Origin of the sequence: Catellatospora tritici (assembly GCF_019083965.1) — a bacterium.
Taxonomy (GTDB): Bacteria; Actinomycetota; Actinomycetes; order Mycobacteriales; family Micromonosporaceae; genus Catellatospora; species Catellatospora tritici.
The window spans coordinates 279,001-297,067 of the sequence record NZ_JAHRCY010000009.1; the positions used below are offsets into that span (position 1 = coordinate 279,001).

Annotated in this window: 22 protein-coding genes; 11 read left to right on the top strand and 11 right to left on the bottom strand. The window is 72.3% G+C overall.

The features are described from left to right. The first annotated feature begins 34 nt into the window (after positions 1-34). From add to KUA19_RS22125, 3 genes are all read left to right on the top strand, one after another. Positions 35-994, top strand: a complete 960-nt coding sequence (gene add / locus KUA19_RS22115; protein WP_254549869.1) for an adenosine deaminase — start codon at positions 35-37, stop codon at positions 992-994. Between the two features lie 97 nt (positions 995-1,091). After that, positions 1,092-1,772 (top strand): DUF899 family protein, encoded by a 681-nt coding sequence (locus tag KUA19_RS22120; protein WP_217398454.1) that lies wholly within the window; start codon positions 1,092-1,094, stop codon positions 1,770-1,772. Positions 1,773-1,820: 48 nt separating this feature from the next. Beyond that, a complete protein-coding gene (locus KUA19_RS22125; protein WP_217398456.1) occupies positions 1,821-2,135 on the top strand; it encodes an NIPSNAP family protein in 315 nt (104 codons plus the stop codon). On the opposite strand, the gene KUA19_RS22130 is transcribed toward KUA19_RS22125, so the two are convergent. After that, entirely contained in the window at positions 2,132-2,857 is a 726-nt protein-coding gene (locus tag KUA19_RS22130; protein WP_308167570.1) for a PIG-L deacetylase family protein, read from the bottom strand. The genes KUA19_RS22125 and KUA19_RS22130 overlap by 4 nt on opposite strands. Positions 2,858-2,986: 129 nt before the next feature. Between KUA19_RS22130 and KUA19_RS22135 the strand changes: the two genes are divergently transcribed. Beyond that, entirely contained in the window at positions 2,987-3,550 is a 564-nt protein-coding gene (locus KUA19_RS22135; RefSeq protein ID WP_217398458.1) for a hypothetical protein, read from the top strand. Here the strand turns inward: KUA19_RS22135 and KUA19_RS22140 are convergent. Beyond that, entirely contained in the window at positions 3,531-3,947 is a 417-nt protein-coding gene (locus tag KUA19_RS22140) for a MarR family winged helix-turn-helix transcriptional regulator (protein ID WP_217398460.1), read from the bottom strand. The two genes, KUA19_RS22135 and KUA19_RS22140, sit on opposite strands and share 20 nt — an antisense overlap. A gap of 78 nt (positions 3,948-4,025) precedes the next feature. Between KUA19_RS22140 and KUA19_RS22145 the strand changes: the two genes are divergently transcribed. Further along, a complete protein-coding gene (locus KUA19_RS22145) occupies positions 4,026-5,825 on the top strand; it encodes an ABC transporter ATP-binding protein (RefSeq protein WP_254549870.1) in 1,800 nt (599 codons plus the stop codon). Positions 5,826-5,865: 40 nt separating this feature from the next. On the opposite strand, the gene KUA19_RS22150 is transcribed toward KUA19_RS22145, so the two are convergent. The 5 genes from KUA19_RS22150 to KUA19_RS22170 form a co-directional block, all read right to left on the bottom strand. After that, entirely contained in the window at positions 5,866-6,270 is a 405-nt protein-coding gene (locus KUA19_RS22150) for a hypothetical protein (protein ID WP_217398462.1), read from the bottom strand. Between the two features lie 89 nt (positions 6,271-6,359). Continuing rightward, on the bottom strand, positions 6,360-6,608 hold the full coding sequence (locus KUA19_RS22155; RefSeq protein WP_217398463.1) for a hypothetical protein: 249 nt from the start codon (positions 6,606-6,608) through the stop codon (positions 6,360-6,362). A gap of 64 nt (positions 6,609-6,672) precedes the next feature. Then, a complete protein-coding gene (locus tag KUA19_RS22160) occupies positions 6,673-7,323 on the bottom strand; it encodes a hypothetical protein (RefSeq protein ID WP_217398464.1) in 651 nt (216 codons plus the stop codon). 73 nt (positions 7,324-7,396) lie between these two features. Next, on the bottom strand, positions 7,397-8,554 hold the full coding sequence (locus KUA19_RS22165; protein WP_217398466.1) for a sensor histidine kinase: 1,158 nt from the start codon (positions 8,552-8,554) through the stop codon (positions 7,397-7,399). Continuing rightward, a complete protein-coding gene (locus KUA19_RS22170) occupies positions 8,551-9,207 on the bottom strand; it encodes a response regulator transcription factor (RefSeq protein WP_217398468.1) in 657 nt (218 codons plus the stop codon). The genes KUA19_RS22165 and KUA19_RS22170 overlap by 4 nt, the downstream gene beginning before the upstream one ends. 127 nt (positions 9,208-9,334) lie before the next feature. On the opposite strand from KUA19_RS22170, the gene KUA19_RS22175 reads away from it, so the two are divergent. The 6 genes from KUA19_RS22175 to KUA19_RS22200 all read left to right on the top strand — a co-directional run bounded on the left by KUA19_RS22175 (position 9,335) and on the right by KUA19_RS22200 (position 14,286). Further along, a complete protein-coding gene (locus KUA19_RS22175; protein WP_217398470.1) occupies positions 9,335-9,889 on the top strand; it encodes a hypothetical protein in 555 nt (184 codons plus the stop codon). Beyond that, a complete protein-coding gene (locus KUA19_RS22180) occupies positions 9,886-10,962 on the top strand; it encodes a peptidoglycan-binding protein (protein WP_217398473.1) in 1,077 nt (358 codons plus the stop codon). The genes KUA19_RS22175 and KUA19_RS22180 overlap by 4 nt, the downstream gene beginning before the upstream one ends. Next, complete coding sequence (locus KUA19_RS22185; RefSeq protein WP_217398475.1) at positions 10,959-11,621, top strand: ABC transporter ATP-binding protein; 663 nt, start codon at positions 10,959-10,961, stop codon at positions 11,619-11,621. The genes KUA19_RS22180 and KUA19_RS22185 overlap by 4 nt, the downstream gene beginning before the upstream one ends. Then, positions 11,618-12,820: an ABC transporter permease gene (locus KUA19_RS22190; RefSeq protein WP_217398476.1), complete on the top strand. Its 1,203-nt coding sequence runs from the start codon at positions 11,618-11,620 to the stop codon at positions 12,818-12,820. Before KUA19_RS22185 ends, KUA19_RS22190 begins: the two co-directional genes overlap by 4 nt. A gap of 127 nt (positions 12,821-12,947) precedes the next feature. After that, the gene (locus KUA19_RS44610) at positions 12,948-13,646 is read left to right on the top strand and encodes an ester cyclase (protein ID WP_308167571.1); all 699 of its coding nucleotides are present in this window, start codon (positions 12,948-12,950) and stop codon (positions 13,644-13,646) included. A gap of 43 nt (positions 13,647-13,689) precedes the next feature. Continuing rightward, entirely contained in the window at positions 13,690-14,286 is a 597-nt protein-coding gene (locus KUA19_RS22200) for a TIGR03086 family metal-binding protein (protein WP_217398480.1), read from the top strand. Positions 14,287-14,289: 3 nt separating this feature from the next. Here the strand turns inward: KUA19_RS22200 and KUA19_RS22205 are convergent, their stop codons facing one another. The 4 genes from KUA19_RS22205 to KUA19_RS22220 form a co-directional block, all read right to left on the bottom strand. Further along, the gene (locus KUA19_RS22205; protein WP_217398482.1) at positions 14,290-15,357 is read right to left on the bottom strand and encodes a hypothetical protein; all 1,068 of its coding nucleotides are present in this window, start codon (positions 15,355-15,357) and stop codon (positions 14,290-14,292) included. Positions 15,358-15,373: 16 nt separating this feature from the next. Then, positions 15,374-15,916, bottom strand: a complete 543-nt coding sequence (locus KUA19_RS22210; protein ID WP_217398484.1) for a magnesium transporter CorA family protein — start codon at positions 15,914-15,916, stop codon at positions 15,374-15,376. Between the two features lie 183 nt (positions 15,917-16,099). Further along, complete coding sequence (locus KUA19_RS22215; RefSeq protein WP_217398487.1) at positions 16,100-16,924, bottom strand: ATP-grasp domain-containing protein; 825 nt, start codon at positions 16,922-16,924, stop codon at positions 16,100-16,102. A 90-nt stretch (positions 16,925-17,014) separates the two neighbouring features. Further along, positions 17,015-18,016 (bottom strand): hypothetical protein, encoded by a 1,002-nt coding sequence (locus tag KUA19_RS22220; protein WP_217398489.1) that lies wholly within the window; start codon positions 18,014-18,016, stop codon positions 17,015-17,017. Positions 18,017-18,067 lie beyond the last annotated feature (51 nt).

Here is an 18,067-nt window from a genome sequence, read left to right on the forward strand (position 1 = left end):
CGACAGCCGTCGGTACGGCGATAGCCTGGCGGTTATGCGCGACCTGACCACACTGCCCAAGGCCAACCTGCACCTGCACCTGACCGGCTCGATGCGGCCGGCGACGCTGGCGGAGCTGGCGGCGCGGGCCGGGCTGCCGGTGCCGGACGCGATCCCGGCGGGGGCGCACGGGTGGGAGGCGTTCCAGTCGCGGTACGACCTGGCGCGGGCGGTGCTGCGTACCGCCGACGACATCGCCCGGGTCGTCACCGAGGCCGCCGAGGACGACGCCGCCTGCGGCGCGGGGTGGACCGAGCTGCAGGTCGACCCGTCCTCCTACGCCGAACGGCTGGGTGGATACGAGGCGGTCGTGGAGACGGTGCTGGCCGCCGCCGGTGACCGGATGGGCGTCATCCTGGCCGCGAGCTGGGCCGCGCCGCCGGAACACGCCATACGGACCGCCAAGCTGGCCGCCCGGTACGCCGGGCGGGGTGTGGTCGGGTACGGGCTGTCCAATGACGAGCGGCGCGGCCGGGTGGAGGACTTCGTGCCCGCGTTCCGGGTGGCCGCTGAGGCGGGGCTGATCGCGGTGCCGCACGGTGGGTTCTACGAGGGTGCGTGGCACGTGCGCGCGTGTGTCGAGCGGCTGGGCGCGGCCCGGGTGGGCCACGGGCTGACCGCGTACGCCGACCCGGCCACGCTGGAGCTGCTCGCCGAGCGGAACGTCGCGCTGGAGCTCTGCCCGACGTCGTACCCGCCGCTGGGGGTGGCCGAGCTGGCCGGGCTGCCGGTGCGGAAACTGCTGGCGGCGGGCGTGCCGGTGGCGCTGGGCACCGACGACCCGCTGCTGTTCGGCGCCGACCTGGCCGGGCAGTACGCCCTGGCCCGCGACCACCTCGCGCTCACCGACGAGGAGCTGGCCGCGCTGGCCCGGCACTCGATCACCGCCTCGGCCGCTCCAGCAGAACGCACGAAGCAACTGCTCGCCGATGTCGCCGCGTGGCTCACCCGGTGATGCTGCGGGTGCCGTAAGCCGTCAGATCGCCGCGGGGAACCAAGGTCAAGCGCCATGACGGCACGTCCAGGTCGAATAGCGGACCTTGGAGCCCAAGATGCGACAAACCAATCTCAGCGCGGAGTCGGCCGAGTACGCCGACGCCCGCGAGCAGCTACGTCAGGCCGAGATCGAGCTGATGCGCCATCGGGAACGGGTCGCCGAGCTGCGGCGGGCGCTGCCGCCCGGTCCTGTCGTCACCGACTACGAGTTCGAGCAGGGCCCGGCCGACCTGGACGCCGGTGACGAGCCGGTCACCACCGTCCGGCTCAGCGAACTGTTCACCCGGCCCGGCCGCGACCTGGTCCTCTACCACCTCATGTACGGCAAGAAGCAGACCGACCCGTGCCCGATGTGCACCATGTGGATCGACGGGTTCAACGGGATCGCCCGCCACCTCGCGCAGACCGTCGACCTCGCGATCGTCGCGGCGGCGGACACGCCCGCGCTGCGCGCCCACGGCCGTAGCCGGGGATGGACGAACCTGCGCCTGCTCAGCGCCGGATCCGGCACCTTCAAGTACGACCTCGGCAGCGAGGACGCCGACGGTGTCCAGGACTCGACGGTGTCGGTGTTCACCCGCGACGACGACGGTTCGATCCGCCACTCCTACTCGGCGCACCCCCGCATGGCCGACGACATCGACCAGCGCGGCATCGACCTGCTCTGCCCGGTCTGGCACATCCTGGACCTGACCCGGCAGGGCCGGGACGACTGGTTCGCCGCACTCACCTACTAGACCGGCCCGCCGCCGTCGTGGCGTCGAAGCCGAAGCCTACGATCAGGCGTGATCACCTGTGTCGTCGAGTACGTCATCGATCCGGCGAAGGTCTCCGCCTTCGAGCAGTTCGGTCGCCGATGGATGGAGCTGGTCGACCTGCACGGCGGCGTCCACCACGGCTACTTCCTGCCCGCCGAGGGTGCCAGCGACAAGGCCCTGGCGCTGTTCAGCTTCCCCAGCCTCGCCGCGTACGAGGTGTACCGGCAGCGGTTCGGCACCGACCCCGACTTCATCGCGGCCGACCGCATCAGGGACGACAGCGGCTGTGTGCTGCGCTACGAACGCACGTTCATGCGCCCGCTGCTCCCAGAGCGCGGCTAAGTCCGGTACAGCTCGAAAGCGGTGGCCCGGCGCCCGCCGAAGCTCGGCGCGACCAGGTCGGCCTGCCACTGCAGGAACTCGCGTGGCGAGGCCATCGGATTCTGCCCGAGCGCCTGCAGGTAGGTGCGGTGCGCGCTGAGCGACGCCACGGCCCGGTCGAGACTGTCGGTGACGTCGACGGCGTGCGTCGGCCGCGGTGAACCGCCGACGGCGACGTAGGCGACACCCGCCCACGGTTGCAGGCCGAGCCCCAGCAGCTCCGGGAAGATCCACCGGTTGCCCGCGTCGGCGACCGCGTCCAGCACGGCACGACCGACATGGCGGTGGTCCGGCGAGTTCCAGCCGTCGCCCGGCCAGCTGTCGTGCAGGTTGGTGGTGACGACCAGCTGCGGAGTGTGGCGGCGTATGGCCGCGGCCAGGTCCCGCCGCAGGTCCAGGCCGTACTCGATGACGCCGTCGTGGTGGTCGAGGAACTCCACCTGCGCCACGCCCACCGCCGCCGCGGCGGCGCGCTGCTCGGCTTCGCGCAGCCCCCCGCACTCGTGCGGGGGCAGCGTGTCGATCCCGGCCTCGCCCCGGGTCACCAGCAGGTATCGCACGTCCTTGCCGGCCGCCGTCCACGCCGCGACCGCACCGGCCACGCCGTACTCCAGGTCGTCGGGGTGTGCGGCGATCGCCAACGCTCGGGTCCACTGCTGCGGCATCGGCTCCAGCTGCTCCACGACCCGACCCTATGCGCCACTGACTTCGGCGAACCCCGATTCAGGCGGAGAGCTGCCTGAGTGGCCGGTGTGGCGGGTCCGCAGCGCAAAGTGCTGGCGGCTCCGAGGCATGGGCGACATGATCGGGCGATGGACGCACCTGCCAGCCAATGGTTTCCTGATGAACCTGGGCGTAACGCCGCAGAGGCCGCGTATCTCGATCAGCTGCGGCAGGAGGCGGCCGATTGGACCGTGGCGGGCATCTGTCCCGAGGACACCGCGTCGCAGGTGTGGTTCACGCCGCTGTACCTCGAGCTGGAGATTCCAGGTCTTGCGGTTCCACAGAACACCCTCCAGGTCGCGTACTGGACCAACCACCCGCGCGGGCACGCGCTAGACGGCATGTGGGGCGACGAGCACCTGCTGGACAACCCCCATCGCGAAGACCTCACCGCGTGCGGTGCGACCGTCGACCCCGAGGAGTGCGCGAGCTGGACGGCCGCCTGGCTGCTGCGGCAGCTGCGACGGTCGATCGTCAGGCAGGAGTGGCTCTCCGGTGATCGCGTGGTCGCCGCCACATGGCGCTTCGACGACACGGGCCGAGTCCTGCACGCGACCGGCAGCAGTCGACGCCGCTTCCTGCGCCGCCGCGCGGACCGGGTCGTCGAGGTGCGGTGGTGGGAAGCTCCGGTTGTCAGGCGGAGAGCTGTTTGAGGATTCGAGTGAGGTGAGCCCGGTCGGCGGGGCTGAGGGCGCTGAAGAACCGGTCGGCCTCGGCCCGGCGTGCCGTCCCGATCGCCGCGACCACCTCACTACCGGACTCGGTCAGCGCCACCAGCGTCGCCCGGCGGTCAGCGGGGTCGGCCCGGCGTTCCACCAGACCGCGCGCCTCGAGGTCGTCGACGACCTCGGTGACCGAGCGCGGTGCGATCCGCAACTGCTCGGCCAGCTCGTTCAGGCGAAGCGCCCGCTCGCGTCCGAGCACCCCGAGCGCCCGCGCCTGCGAGGGGCTGACCTGCCACGGTGCCAGGGCATCCTTCGTCAGATGGCGCAACTGGCGCGCAACACCCCAGAACGCCTCAGAAAGGCTCGCCTCGTCCTGCTCTTCCACGGGAATACCGTATCAGGGGTTGCTGTTGCTACCTCATGTTGAGGTAACCTCAGCATCCCCCGATAGAGGAGACGCCCATTGGAACGCCCATCCTTCGAACGCGGTCGCGGCGGCGGCTCGCGCACCGTCACCGCCGAGGAGAAGGCCCAGGCCCGCGAGGTGTCCCTGCGCCGCATCGGCACCCTGTTCACCGCCCACCGGTGGCAGCTCACCGTCGTCACCGCGATCATCGTGGTCTCGTCGGTCATCGCCATGGCCTCGCCGTTCCTGCTGCGCGAGGTCATCGACGTCGCCCTGCCGCACGCCGACCTGACCCTGCTGGTCTGGCTCGTGCTCGGCATGGTCGCCGTGGCCGCGCTGACCTCGGCGCTCGGCGTCGTACAGACCTGGATCTCGACCACGGTCGGGCAGCAGATCATGCACCGCCTGCGTACCGACGTCTTCGCCCACCTGCACCGCCAGTCGATCGCCTTCTTCACCCGCACCCGCACCGGTGAGGTGCAGTCGCGCATCACCAACGACATCGGCGGCATGCAGTCGGTGGTCACCTCGACCGCCACCTCGATCGCCTCGAACCTCACCACCACGGTCGCCACCGCCGTGGCCATGGTCGCCCTGTCCTGGCGTCTGTCGCTGGTGTCGCTGGTCGTGCTGCCCCCGGCCATCCACCTGACCCGGCGGGTGGCCCGGATGCGCCAGGCCATCACCGCCCAGCGTCAGCGTGAGCTGGCCGACCTCAACGTCACCATCGACGAGGGCCTGTCCATCAGCGGCGTGCAGCTCAGCAAGACCATGGGCACCGGTGCCGCGCTGGTCGACCGGTTCACCGCCTCGTCCGAGCGCCTGATCGACCTGGAGCTGCGGTCGGAGCTGGCCGGTCGCTGGCGGATGGCCTCCATGAGCATCATCTTCGCCGCCATCCCCGCCCTGATCTACCTGGGCGCCGGGCTGCCCGGCACCGCGGGCACACTCAGCATCGGCACCCTGGTCGCGTTCACCGCGCTGCAGGGCAACCTGTTCCGGCCGCTGATGGGCCTGTTGAACGTCGGCGTCTCGCTGACCAGCTCGCTGGCCCTGTTCGCGCGCATCTTCGAATACCTCGACCTGCCGGTGGAGGTCGCCGACCCGCCGCATCCCGTAGCCGTGAACCCGGCCGAGATCCAGGGCCACCTGCGCCTGGAGGAGGTCACGTACGCGTACCCGGGCAGCGGCACCGCCGCGGTCGCCGGGGTGAGTCTCGACGTACCGGCAGGCAGCTCGCTGGCCCTGGTCGGCGAGACGGGCTCGGGCAAGAGCACCCTGGCGGCGCTGATCGCGCGACTGCACGACCCGGACGCGGGACGGATCACCGTCGACGGCATCGACCTGCGCGACATGCGCCTGGCCGACGTCGCCGCGATCGTCGGCGTGGTCAGCCAGGAGACCTACCTGCTGCACACCACGATCCGGGAGAACCTGCGCTACGCCCGGCCGTCGGCCACCGACGCCGAGCTGGAGCAGGCCGCCCGCGCCGCGCAGATCCACGACCTGATCGCCGCCCTGCCCGACGGCTACGACACCGTCGTCGGCTCGCGCGGGCACCGGTTCTCCGGCGGCGAGAAGCAGCGCATCGCGATCGCCCGTACCCTGCTGCGCGACCCGCGCGTGCTGGTGCTGGACGAGGCGACCAGCGCCCTGGACACCGAAACCGAACGCGCCGTCCAGCGGGCCCTGGACGAGCTGGCCCGGGGGCGTACCACGATCACGATCGCGCACCGCATGTCAACGGTCCGCGACGCCGACCAGATCGCCGTGGTCGACCACGGCCGGATCCTCGAATCCGGCTCGCACCACACCCTGCTGGAGGTCGGCGGCCGCTACGCGGCACTGGCCGCGTAGCGGCCGGGGCCGCGTGGAATGCCCGTGCCGTCAGCCGCACTCATAGGAAGGGTGCACCGACTTTCAGCTGCTCGATCAACGGCTCGCAGGGGCAGGTGCCGGAGAGGTCGGCGAGCACGGGGTAGGCGACGACCCACAGGTTTACCAGGATCGCCATTCCGACCAGCCAGCCGATCATCAACCCGAGCGATCGCGCGGCGCGACGGTGGCGGCCCCGGAACGCTGCGACCGGCACGGCGACCGCGGCGACCAGGCCCAGGACACCGGCCGCACCGAGCCCGGCGCCCATCTGATCGCCGGCATCGGCGTCGCCCGTGAACATGCCCACGTAGAGGAACGCCCACGCCCCGAACAGGAAGCCGACGACTCCGCTGGCAAAGCCTGTCCACACCTCGAAGAACCGTGACCCGGGACGGGAAACCTGTTCTCTCACAGCGCTGTCCACGTCGTACCCCCGTCTGTGTCCCGCGATCGTCCCGATCGCACCGGCAGCGTAGTCCTGTCGGGCGATCGCCTGGGTCCGGAAATCCTCGGTCAGGAACGGAGCGCGGCCGACAGGACCGGATCGATCCGCTTGCGCACCAACGGATGCGTGACCTGCCGCGACAGCCGGGCCAGCTCGGCCAGTGCGGTGACCGAACCGATCCGGGCCAGCGCCTTCACGGCGGCCGCGGCCGTCTTCGCACAGCGCGGTCCGGCACCGGCGATCCATACGGTCGACGTGTCGGCCAGGGCACCGAGCAGCCGGTCGGTGGCCGGATCGGCGGGCAGCAGCGCGAGCATCCGGACGAGTCCGCGTACCGCGACGGCCTGTCCACGAACGACAGGCCGACGCGGGCGCCCTGCCTCAGCGGCCGGAGTTGCCTGACCCGTCGAACCCGGACCACCCGTCCCCGTCGGCCAATTGTTCGAGGTCGGCGAGCTGCTGGTCGAGTTCGGCCTGCACACTCGGATGCGCCAGCTCCCACGCGTACGGCGTGATCTCGGGTGGGCGGCGGCGTGGCCACATCGGGTCGCTCGCCGCGTGGATCGCGGCGGTGTCGAAGCCGCGCCACCCGGCCCAGGTCGCGAACTCCGTCGAGCCGTGCAGATAGCACTCCGCCGTGTAGCAGGCAGCCATGATCCGATTGTCGTCACGGTTCATCGGATCGTCGTGTGGACGGACCGTGTAGGCCGGACTCAGGTAGAACCGGCCCAGCCCTTCCGCCACCCGCCCGGTCGCGTCCAAACCCCCGGCCAGGCCCTCGTCAACCGCGTCCAGGACAGGCCGCCAGAAGAGCACATCCGGATGGTCCTGGTCGGGCAGCGCGGACTCGGCGAACAGGCGCCTGGCCACGGCGGCCGCGAAGGCGGTGCGGCTGTGCCGGTTCAGGTGTTCCAGCATGCGCCGGGCCGTGGCGCGCACGTCCATGAAGTACTTGAGTCCGAGCTCGTCGAGCTCGTCTCGGGCAGCCTCGGCACGGGCCACGTCTTGTGCCGGTGAGCGTGTTCCAGGCACGACACCACAGTACCCGCACCGGGCGTCGCGCGCCCGGTCCGAGCCGAAGCGCCGCGCGTACCGCATCGGTGTGCTACGGCGCCGCCGGCAGCACCACCGCGACCGTCAGGCCGCCACCCTCCCGGGGTTCGGCGGCGACGGTGCCGCCGTGGGCGTGGGTGACCGCCTGCACGATGGACAGGCCGAGACCGAGCCCGGCCGGGGTCGCCCCGGTACGGTCGGCGCCGAGTCGGTGGAACGGCTCGAACAGGTCCGCGACCTCGTATCGCGGCACCACCGGCCCGGTGTTGACCACCTGGAGCACCGCGCTGCCGTCGGCCCGGGTACTGGTGGCGACCAGCACGAACCCGCCCTCGCGCACGTTGTAGCTCAGTGCGTTGTCGACCAGGTTCTGCACCAGCCGCTCCAGCAGCGCCGGGTTGCCGCTGGTAGGCGCCTCGGCCAGCTCGGTCCGCAGCTCGATCGCGCCGACGTCCAGCTGCTCGGTGACGTGCTCGGCCACGTCGGCGAGGTCCACGTACGACCGCTTGGTGAGCTCCCGCTCGGAGCGGGCCAGCAGCAGCAGCGCGTCCAGCAGCCGCTCCTGCCTGGTGTTCATCTCCAGCAGGGTCTCGCCGAGCTGGCGCAGCCTCGGGTCGGGGTCGCCGCGGTGCAGCGCGACCTCCAGCACGGACCGGTTGACCGTCAGCGGCGTACGCAGCTCGTGCGAGGCGTTGGCGATGAAGGTGCGCTGCCCGGCGAAGGCGCGGTCGAGCCGGGCCAGCATCACGTCGAAGGTGTCGGCGAGCTCCTTGATCTCGTCGTGGGGCCCGGTGAGCGCGATGCGTTCGTGCAGGCCGCGGTCGGCGACCGGGGCCTGTGCGATGCGGCGGGCCGTCTCGGTGACCCGGTGCAGCGGCTGCAGCAGCCGCCCGGCCAGCAGCCAGCTGAACCCGGCCGCGATGGCGCCGACCACGAGCACGGCGATCACACCCCGGGTCAGCAGCGTGCCGAGCACGTCGTGCCACAAGTTGCCCGACTCCTGGGTGAACGTGGGCACGCCGTCGGGCGGGCTGGGGTTCGGGGCGGCGGTGGCACTGGTCCGGGGCTCCGAGCCGACGGTGGTGACGGAGTTGTGCGGCTCGCCCTGCGACACCAGGGCGAAGGTGACGGCGAGCATGAGCAGGCCCGCGAGCAGCACCAGGGTGCCGTACACCAGGGTGAGGCGGGCGCGGATGGTCAGGCGGCTCATGGGATGCGATACCCCACGCCCGGTTCGGTCAGCACGACCGGTGGCTCGCCCAACTTGCGGCGCAACTTCAAAATCGTCATCCGCAGCGTATGGGTGAACGGATCCGCGTGCTCGTCCCACGCCTTCTCCAGCAGCTTCTCCGCCGACACCGGTGCCCCGTCCGCGCGCAGCAGCTCGGCGAGCACCGCGAACTCCTTGCGCGACAGCGGCACGTAGCGGCCGTCGCGGTAGACCTCGCGCCGGTGCGGGTCGAGGCGGATACCGGCGCGCTGCAGGACCGGCGGCGTGGCGGGCCGGGCCCGGCGGCCCAGCGCGTTGACCCGCGCGGACAGCTCGGCGAACGCGAACGGTTTGGGCAGGTAGTCGTCGGCGCCCAGGGCCAGCCCGGCGACGCGGTCGTCGAGGTCGGCGGCGGCGGTGAGCATCAACACCTTGGCGTCGGGTTCGTCGCGCAGCACCGCCCGGCACACGTCGTCACCGTGCACCAGGGGCAGGTCCCGGTCGAGCACGACGACGTCGTACTCGTGCACGCCGATGCGTTCCAGGGCCGCGGCGCCGTCGTGGACCACGTCGACGGCGTGCGCGTCGCCGCGCAGCCACTGGGCCACCGCGTCGGCGACGCGCGGCTCGTCCTCCACCACCAAGATCCGCACTGGTCAAGGGTGCCACAGCACCGCGTCAATTCCGCGTCACCGTTTTCGCTGACGGCCGGGTGACCGGCCCTCTGGTCAGCTTGCCGCCGTGGCCGCCGAGGGTGCGGCCACGGTGAAGGAGACAGCGATGCGGATCAGGATCGGGGCGGTGGCAGTGCTGGCGGCCGCCGGGCTCGCCGCGTGTAGCAGCCCGCAGACCGGCGACGGGGTCGCCACGGCCGGGGGTACGGCGAGCCCGGCCGCGAGCGCGGGCGCCGCTACCGACGAGCGTGAGGCGATCTTCAGGTACGCGCGGTGCATGCGCGACAACGGGGTGACCACGTTCAAGGATCCCGAGGTGGGGGCCAACGGCGAGTTCCGGATGGACCTCAATGGCGAAGGGCTCGACCCGAAGGTGATCGACGCGGCGCAGAGCAAGTGCAAGCCGCTGCTGCCCAATGGTGGCGAACCCCAGAAGATGCCCGCCGACCGGCTGGAGATGCTGCGCCGGTACTCCCAGTGCATGCGCGACAACGGCCTGGCCACCTTCCCGGACCCCTCCGACGAAGGGCTGGCGGTCAACGGCAACGACTTCCCGCCGGACGACCCGAAGGTCAAGGCGGCCGAAGAGAAGTGCCGCACCCTGCTGCCGGTGCCGCCCGGCGGCGAGGGACCGAGCCTGAGCACCCAGGGTCCGCGGTGACCGGCGACCGGCCGCGCCGCCGGCGCAACACCGTCGCGGCGGTCGCGGGCCTGGCCGTCTGCGCCGCCGCCGCCACGGCCGTCGCCGTCGACCTGGACCTGACCGGCAACGATCCACAACCGCAGCGGCAGTTGCCGCCGGCGACCGCGGCGGTGCGGCGGCAGACGCTGGTCGACACGCAGACCGAGACCGGCGAGCTCGGCTACGGCACCAGCACGGCCGTGTCCACCCGCCTGGCCGGTACGGTCACGAGCCTGCCCGTGACCGGGTCCACGATCAACCGGGGCACGGCCCTGTTCCGGCTCGACAACACCCCGGTGGTGCTGCTGTACGGCACCCTGCCCGCCTACCGCCCGCTGACGCCCGGCACCAGGGGGCCCGACGTGCGCCAGTTCGAGCAGAACCTGGCCGCGCTCGGATACGGCGGCTTCACCGTCGACGACACGTACTCGGCCGGGACGGCCACCGCCGTACGCAAGTGGCAGCAGGCGCTCGGCCTGCCCCGGACCGGCGCGGTCGAACTGGGCCGGGTCGTCTACGCCCGCGGCGCGGTGCGGGTCGCGAGCCACAGCGCGGCGCTGGGCGACGGCCTCGCCCCGGGCCAGCCGGTGCTGTCCTACAGCGGGGCACAACGGGTGGTCACCGTGGATCTGTCCGTGACCGACCGGCGGCTGGCGCCCGCGCAGGCGCCGGTCACGATCGCCCTGCCCGACGGCGGCACGGTCGCGGGCGCGGTCTGGCGGACCGAGACGGTCATCGACCCCGGCGACGGCGCCCAGGCCGAGGCCAGGACCGTGCTGCGGGTGACGGTCACCGCCGACGACCCGAAAGCCCTGGCCGGACTGGACGAGGCGGCGGTGCGGGTCGCGTTCACGGCCTCGCGGCGCGAGAACGTGCTGACCGTGCCGGTCGGGTCGCTGCTGGCGCTGGCCGAGGGCGGCTACGGCGTACAGGTGGTTGACGGCTCGGCGACCCGGGTCGTCGCGGTCGTCACCGGCCTGTTCTCCGGCGGCAGCGTCGAGGTGAGCGGCGACGGCCTGGCCGAGGGCATGATCGTGGGGATGCCCGCATGACGGCGCTGGTCGAGCTGGTCGAGGCGACCAAGGCGTACCCGGGCGGGGTGACCGCCCTCGACGCCGTCGACCTGACCGTCGGGTACGGCGAGCTGGCCGCGATCGTCGGGCCGTCCGGCTCCGGCAAGTCCACCATGCTGCACCTGATCGGCACCCTGGACCGGCCGACGGCGGGCACGGTGCGGGTCGACGGCCACGACGTGGCGCGGCTGTCGGACCGGCAGCTGTCGGCGCTGCGCGCCCGCCGCATCGGATTCGTGTTCCAGCAGTTCCATCTGGCCCCCGGCCAGTCCACGCTGGACACCGTCGCCGACGGCCTGCTGTACGCCGGGGTGCCGCTACGGCGGCGGCGCGAACGGGCGGAGGCGGCGCTGGACCGGGTGGGCCTGTCCGCCCGCGTCCACCACCGCCCGCACGAGCTGTCCGGCGGCGAGCGGCAGCGGGTCGCCGTCGCCCGCGCCGTGGTCGGCGAACCGGCGCTGCTACTGGCCGACGAGCCGACCGGCAACCTCGACTCGGCGTCGGGGCGGGCGGTGATGGACCTGCTGCGGGAGCTGCACTCGACCGGTACCACCGTGCTGGTGATCACCCACGACCGCGACATCGCCGCGAGCCTGCCCCGCCAGGTCGCCATGCGCGACGGGGCGGTGTGCGCGTGACCGCCGCACTCACCCCGGCCCGGCTACGGCCCGACGACGTGGTCCGGGTCGGCGGCGCCGGGCTGCGCACCAGGCCGCTGCGGGCGTTCCTGTCGGCGCTGGGCATCGCCATCGGCATCGCCGCGATGCTCGCGGTGGTGGGCATCTCGTCGTCGTCGAGCGCGCAGCTCGACCGGCAGCTCGCCGCGCTGGGCACCAACCTGCTCACCGTCACCCCGGGCGAGAAGATGGGTGGCGGCGACGCCACGCTGCCGGTCGAGGCGGTACCGATGATCGCCCGGATCGGGCCGGTGACCTCGGTCGCCGCGACCGGCAAGGTGTCGGGCGCGAAGGTGTATCGCAGCGACCGGATCCCGGCCGCGCAGTCCGGCGGCCTGACCGTGCTGGCCGCCCGGCTGAACCTGCTGGGCACCGTGGCGGCGACCCTGTCCGGCGGGACCTGGCTCAACGCGGCAACCGAGCGGTATCCGGCCGTGGTGCTCGGCGCGAGCGCGGCGCGGCGGCTGGGCATCGGCGCACCGGGCCAGGACATCCAGGTGTACGCGGGCGGGCGCTGGTTCACCGTGGTCGGCGTGCTCGACCCGGTGGCGCTGGCGCCCGAGCTGGACAGCGCGGCGCTGATCGGCTGGCCCGCCGCGCAGGACCGGCTGGGCTTCGACGGGCACCCGACCACGGTCTACACCCGTACCCAGGACTCGGCGGTGCACGCCGTGCGGGCGGTGCTGGCGGCGACCGCGAACCCGCGGGCGCCGTACGAGGTGAAGGTGTCGCGGCCCTCCGACGCGCTGGCCGCCCGGGAGGCCTCCAACCGGGCCTTCACCGGGCTGCTGCTCGGCCTGGGCGCGGTGGCGCTGCTCGTCGGCGGGGTGGGCGTGGCCAACACCATGGTCATCTCGGTGCTGGAACGACGGGCCGAGATCGGGCTGCGCCGCTCGCTCGGCGCCACCCGTGGCCAGATCCGGCTGCAGTTCCTGGCCGAGTCGCTGCTGCTGTCGGCCCTGGGCGGGGTCGGCGGAGTGCTGGTCGGCGTCGCGGTCACCGCCGGGTACGCCGCCACCCAGTCGTGGCCCGCCGTGGTGCCCGGTTGGGCGACGGTCGGCGGGGTCGGGGCGACGGTGCTGATCGGTGCGGTCGCCGGGCTGTACCCGGCGGTGCGGGCCGCCCGCCTGTCCCCGACCGAGGCGCTGGCGACGCCGTAGCCGCCGGGACGGCCGGTGCGGGTCCGCCAACCCGCGCCGGTCGTCGCGGTGTGCGGCATACGCTGGACAAAGGCCGCGTATCGGCCTGAGGCGCGGCCCTGGAGCAGGGAGGCATGCCATGCCATTCGTGCAGATCATCGATTGCCGCACCGAACGCCCGGAAGACCTCAGCCGCCTGATGGACACCTGGGTCGAGCAGACCGTCGGCAGGCGCACGGCCACGCATACGCTCATCGGCCGCGACCGCGACGATGCCGACCACTACCTGGAGATCGTCGAGTTCCCCTCGTACGACGAGGCGATGCGCAACTCGCAACTGCCCGAGACCGAGCGGATCTTCCAGGAGATGACGGCGCTGTGCGGGCAGCCGCCGACCTTCACCAACCTCGACGTCATCCGCGACGAGCAGCTGAACAAGATGAACGCCCGGGTGTTCTTCGACCTGATCGCCTCCGAGGGGCGGCTGGACCTGCTGCCCGAGCTGTTCGCGCAGGACTACTACGGCCACGACCCGGCCAGCGAGGGCGAGACGGTCGGCCTTGACTCGCTGAGGGCCCAGGTCGAGGGCTACCGACAGGGGTTCGACTTCCGTTTCGCCGTCGAGAACCAGCTGGCCGAGGGCGACGAGGTCGCCACCCGGTGGAGCTGGGCGGGCATACACCACGGCGAGTTCCACGGCGTGGAAGCCACCGGGCGGGAGTGTACTATGTCCGGTATGTCTATTTTCAGGTTCGAGGACGGCAGAGTCCGCGAAGCCTGGTGGAACTGGGACAACCTGAGCCTGTACCGCCAACTCGGCCTCATCCCGGACGACATGTCCAGGTGAAACGGCGCCGGCGACCGGTACCACGAGAGGAACAACCCCGACCATGATCGATCTCGAACCCGCCGCCCGTGAGGTGGTGCGGTTGCTCGACGGCATGTCCGACGGCGACCTGCACAACCCCACACCCTGCCCTGACTTCTCGGTCGCGGCCCTGCTCGACCACATCATGGGGCTGTCCCTGGCGTTCACCCTGGCCGCCCGCAAGGCCGCCCCGCCCGAAGGCTTCGAGTCCCGGCCGGGCCTTGGCACCGCCGAGCACCTCGATCCGGCCTGGCGCGACGTCCTGCCGCAGCGGCTGGACGGACTGGCCGCCGCCTGGCGCGACCCGGCCGCCTGGCTGGGCACGGCCGAGGCGGGCGGAGTGAGCCTGCCCGCCGAGGTGATGGCCGTGGCCGCGCTCGACGAACTCGTCCTGCACGGCTGGGACCTCGCCCGCGCCACTGACCAGAAGTTCACCTGCGACCCGGCCAGCGTCCAGGCCGTCCTCCACTTCACCGAGGCCTCAGCCCGGCCGGAGCAGGCCGGTATGCGCGGCGGCCTGTTCGGCCCGGTCGTCGAGGTGCCCGAGGACGCGTCGGCGTTCGAGCGCGCGCTCGGCTACGCCGGTCGCGATCCCCGGTGGACCCGCGACTCGGCCTGACCGTCAGCCGTTGCGGCTCAGCCGACGCTCGTTGCGGGCGTCCTCGATCCGCTGCTCCAGTTCCTCGAACCAGCGTCGGCCGGGCTCACCGCAGCTGTCGCGGATCTCGTGCTTGAGCTCGGAGGTGTTGGCGTTCAACGTACGCACCATGCGCAGACCCTGATCGACGTGGACCTTCAGCTCGCTGTGGGACCGGGCCAGGTGCGTCGCGGCCGCCCGCATCTCGGCGCGGGTCTGCCTCGCCCCTCGGCCCACCGCCACCCAGTGCACCGGCGCGCTGCGGGCCCGGCGCACCACCGTCGACATGAACCGCAGCGACGTCTGCGTGGACTGGTAGGCCAGGTGCGCGGTGTCGGCGCACTGGTACGACTCCCGGTGGAACGTACGCAGCGAGTGGAAGTCGACATCGGAACGCCCCGCGGCCTGTTCGGCGGGTTGCCGCTGCCCGCCCGGTGCCTTCTTCGCCTGTCCCCCGGCCTGGGCCGCCCGCTCGCGAAGCTTCGCGATCCGGGCCTGCACCTGCTCGGCCTGCCTGCGTACCCGCTCGTTCTCCGCCCGGACCCGGCGCAGGGCCCGGTCCGCGTCGGCGGCCGCGGCGCGGACCTCCTCGACCGTGACCGGCTCGGGACGCCCGTCCCACCACGCGATCGTCGCCAGCACGACGACGCCGACCAGGGCCGTGACCCAGAACTTCGACGTGCCGTCGGCGATGACGTGGTCGGTCCGGCCCGCCCGCAGCAGCTGCACGAACGTGGTCACGTTCACCGCCGCGAGCAGCACCGCCGCCCGCACCAGGACGCCCAGCCACCGCTTGACCAGCGGCACCGACCCGCCGCGCAACCGGCCCGTCCGGCTCAACATCAGCCGGACCAGCACCAGGGCCAGCAGCGGTGAGCCGATCGAGGCCCAGAGCCACTCCTGCTGGTACTGCTTGAATTCCGCGACACCGCTGAACTCGATCCAGGCCGCGATCGCCGGAGCCGCCAGCAGCATGCTCAGCGGCGCACCGCAGCACAGACCCACCACGGCGATGAGCCCGACGAAGCAGCCGCCGTTACTGTTCTTCTCCACGGTTCAGTACCCGCCGTCACCGGCGCCGATCGCGGCCGCGGCCGCCGTTCTGCGCCGGGCCGGACCCCTGCTCGCGCGGCGTGGGCGCCAGGGCCGCGGCGCCCGAGCCGTTGAGCACCTTGTCCACGACGGAGGCGACCCCGCCGGTCAGGTCGGCGTGGTGCTGCACCAGCATCGTGGTGAAGTGCTGGGTCAGCTCCAGGTAGGCCCGGCGGTCCTCCGAGGCCACGCCCGGCTTGACCGTCTCGCGCTGCATGTTGACCATGCACTCGCGCAGCGCCTTCGCGCTGTCGTCGGCCCGGCCGAGCTCCTGCCGCATCTGCCGCAGCGTCGCCGAGGACTCCCGGCGGCGCTGGTCCAGCAGCGCCAGCTTGATCTCCTTGTCGTCGGCTACCTGGACCTTCTCCAGGTTGATCCGGCGCATCTCGGCGACCAGGGCATAGGACTCGGCGACGATCCGCGCCGCCGCACCGAGCGGACTCAGCGACTCGGCGATGCGCGACACCGCCTCCCCGAACACGACATGGCCGCCGGCGAGGCTGACCAGACCCTTCGACACGCGAACCGCCTTCCCGGCAGGCACATCGGACACAGCACTTAGGACGGACGTCAAAACGACAGGCCGGACCGTAACACGCGGCGGCCGCCTCGCCCGGCCGTTGCCGCGAGAACCAGCCGACCGCACGACCACTTCCGCACGACCGTCGGGTGCCGATGGCCCTGTTCAGGCCTGCGGACCCGGTCAGGCGGCCAGGCTCGGCGACCGGGTGAACGCCTGGTCGCGGAGAGCCAGGCGGTCTCGCGGCCCGGACGCGCGGAGCAGCACGTCCAGCACCCGGTCGGGGTCGGCCGCGTAGCCGATGCTGAACCAGGCCATGTTCGCCTCCACCACGGCCCAGTGCTCGTCGCCCCGATCGGGGTCGGCGGCCAGACCGACGTCCACGACCACGGCGCTGGGCAGACTGTCGGCGCAGGCGTCGAGCAGGTCGGCCGCGAAATCGAGCACGGCGGCGCGGTCCCGGCAGGCGTCGAGGGATGCCGGGTCGAGGCGCCCGCTGACCGCGTACCGGCTGGCGGCGTGCACGGCGCCGTCCAGGACGAACAGCCGGTACTCCACCAGGAACGTCACGATCTCGCTGACCAGAACCGGAGTGTCGGCGGGGTGGCGGTCGTTGCCGGGCAGACGCGAGCCGTCGGCGTAGACACCGGCCGCCAGGTCCTTGGCCCGGGGCTGCTTTACGAACATCGGCGCACGGGACCAGCGCGCCTCGCCCAGCGTGGTGAGGGTGATGTCGCGGCGCGTGTACTCGTACGGCAGCCGCGTCAGCCAGTCGTCGTCCGGTTCGAGCAGAGCCAGATCGAGATCTGCGGCGACCGCCGCAGTGAAGATCGGACCGCCGTACAGGTGGCCGCCCCCGGACCGCCGCAGCCGGTCCGGCACCACCGGGCCGGTCAGCCGCTCCACGGCCAGGCCTCGCCTACCGGCGGCCGCGGCGAGCAGTTCGGCGGTACGGTCGGGACGCGGGGGCAGCACCAGGAAGTCGGCACCAGAGACGGCGATGTTCACGGCCGGTGATTCTGCCGGTCAGCCAGGTCGTCGTCGCACGAATATCCTCGTCACGGTTCGAAGTGCCTGCTCTGTGGTCGGGTGCGCAGGTCACGCGTGGAGTTGATCGTCGCCCTGGATCGTGATGCGGATGGCGACCGGGGCACCGGCGACGTCATGGTCGAGGTACACCGGGAAGAACCCGTCGCCGATCGAGGTCATCGCGAACATGACGCGCGCCCCGCCGACCTCGATCGTCGCGGCCTCGTGCTCGGACGCGCGCACTCCCGCCATCACCTGCCAGTGATGGGAATGGGGGCGGAAGTCGAACGCGAACCTCCGCTGCGGTGCCGCGGTACGGCGCTCGTCGAGCGCGACCGCCTTGGCGTACGCCTCCGCGATCGGAAGGTTGAGCCACCCGAAGTTGTCGTCGCCGGGCGTGCCGGTGCGCGAGGCCCCGAACTCGGCCGCGACCTCGGCCTGGTGCAGCCCCCAGAACACGACGTCGGCGAGGCCGTCGACCGGGTCGTCGTGAATCCACCCGCTCAGCGCGTCCGCGTCGGCGAACACGAACCGGGCCCAGTCGACGCCGATCCGGCCCAGCTCGCGCGTCCCGGTGACCGGCCGGTCGCCGACCTGGATGCGGAGGTGCGCCCAGCCGCTGTCGGGGTCGGGCACCGCCGTCACGGGGAACGCCCGATCGGTCGGCAGGCCGCCGACGGACACCACCGGCACACCGCTGATCAGGAAGTCCGACTCACCCCCGGCGATGGCGTGCCGGACCCGTGCCCGGTGCGGAACCCGCTGTTCGAACGCGCGCAGTTGCGCCCGGTGGCCGTGCTCCACGCAGTGGCCGTCGAACAGCTCGACGAATTGGGCGGCGCCCTGTCGCGGGATGTCGTACCGGGTTCGGCCGGACTGCCGGTCGAACCAGCGCGCCGCGGCTTCGGCATCCGGCCCGACGACCTCGAAGTCGACGGTGGGCGGCTCGTCGGGCTGCCGGACCTCGTCCGGGGAGCGGTCGCCGGACCACAGACCGAGGTAGCCGCCGTCCATGAGCACCAGCTCGCCCGACGGACTGGTGATCTCGCCCAGCAGCACGCTCTCTGTCATGATCGCGCAGTGTAGGGCTCCGACTGACCGATAGGGTCGCAGGGTGGGTCG

Excerpts from the sequence above, each read along its gene's own strand:
- KUA19_RS22185 (WP_217398475.1), top strand. The coding sequence starts at position 10,959 with ATGACGGCGCTGGTCGAGCTGGTCGAGGCGACCAAGGCGTACCCGGGC.
- KUA19_RS22200 (WP_217398480.1), top strand. The coding sequence starts at position 13,690 with ATGATCGATCTCGAACCCGCCGCCCGTGAGGTGGTGCGGTTGCTCGAC.
- KUA19_RS22220 (WP_217398489.1), bottom strand. The coding sequence starts at position 18,016 with ATGACAGAGAGCGTGCTGCTGGGCGAGATCACCAGTCCGTCGGGCGAG.
- KUA19_RS22175 (WP_217398470.1), top strand. The coding sequence starts at position 9,335 with ATGCGGATCAGGATCGGGGCGGTGGCAGTGCTGGCGGCCGCCGGGCTC.
- KUA19_RS22120 (WP_217398454.1), top strand. The coding sequence starts at position 1,092 with ATGCGACAAACCAATCTCAGCGCGGAGTCGGCCGAGTACGCCGACGCC.
- add (WP_254549869.1), top strand. The coding sequence starts at position 35 with ATGCGCGACCTGACCACACTGCCCAAGGCCAACCTGCACCTGCACCTG.
- KUA19_RS22165 (WP_217398466.1), bottom strand. The coding sequence starts at position 8,554 with ATGAGCCGCCTGACCATCCGCGCCCGCCTCACCCTGGTGTACGGCACC.
- KUA19_RS22135 (WP_217398458.1), top strand. The coding sequence starts at position 2,987 with ATGGACGCACCTGCCAGCCAATGGTTTCCTGATGAACCTGGGCGTAAC.
- KUA19_RS22155 (WP_217398463.1), bottom strand. The coding sequence starts at position 6,608 with ATGCTCGCGCTGCTGCCCGCCGATCCGGCCACCGACCGGCTGCTCGGT.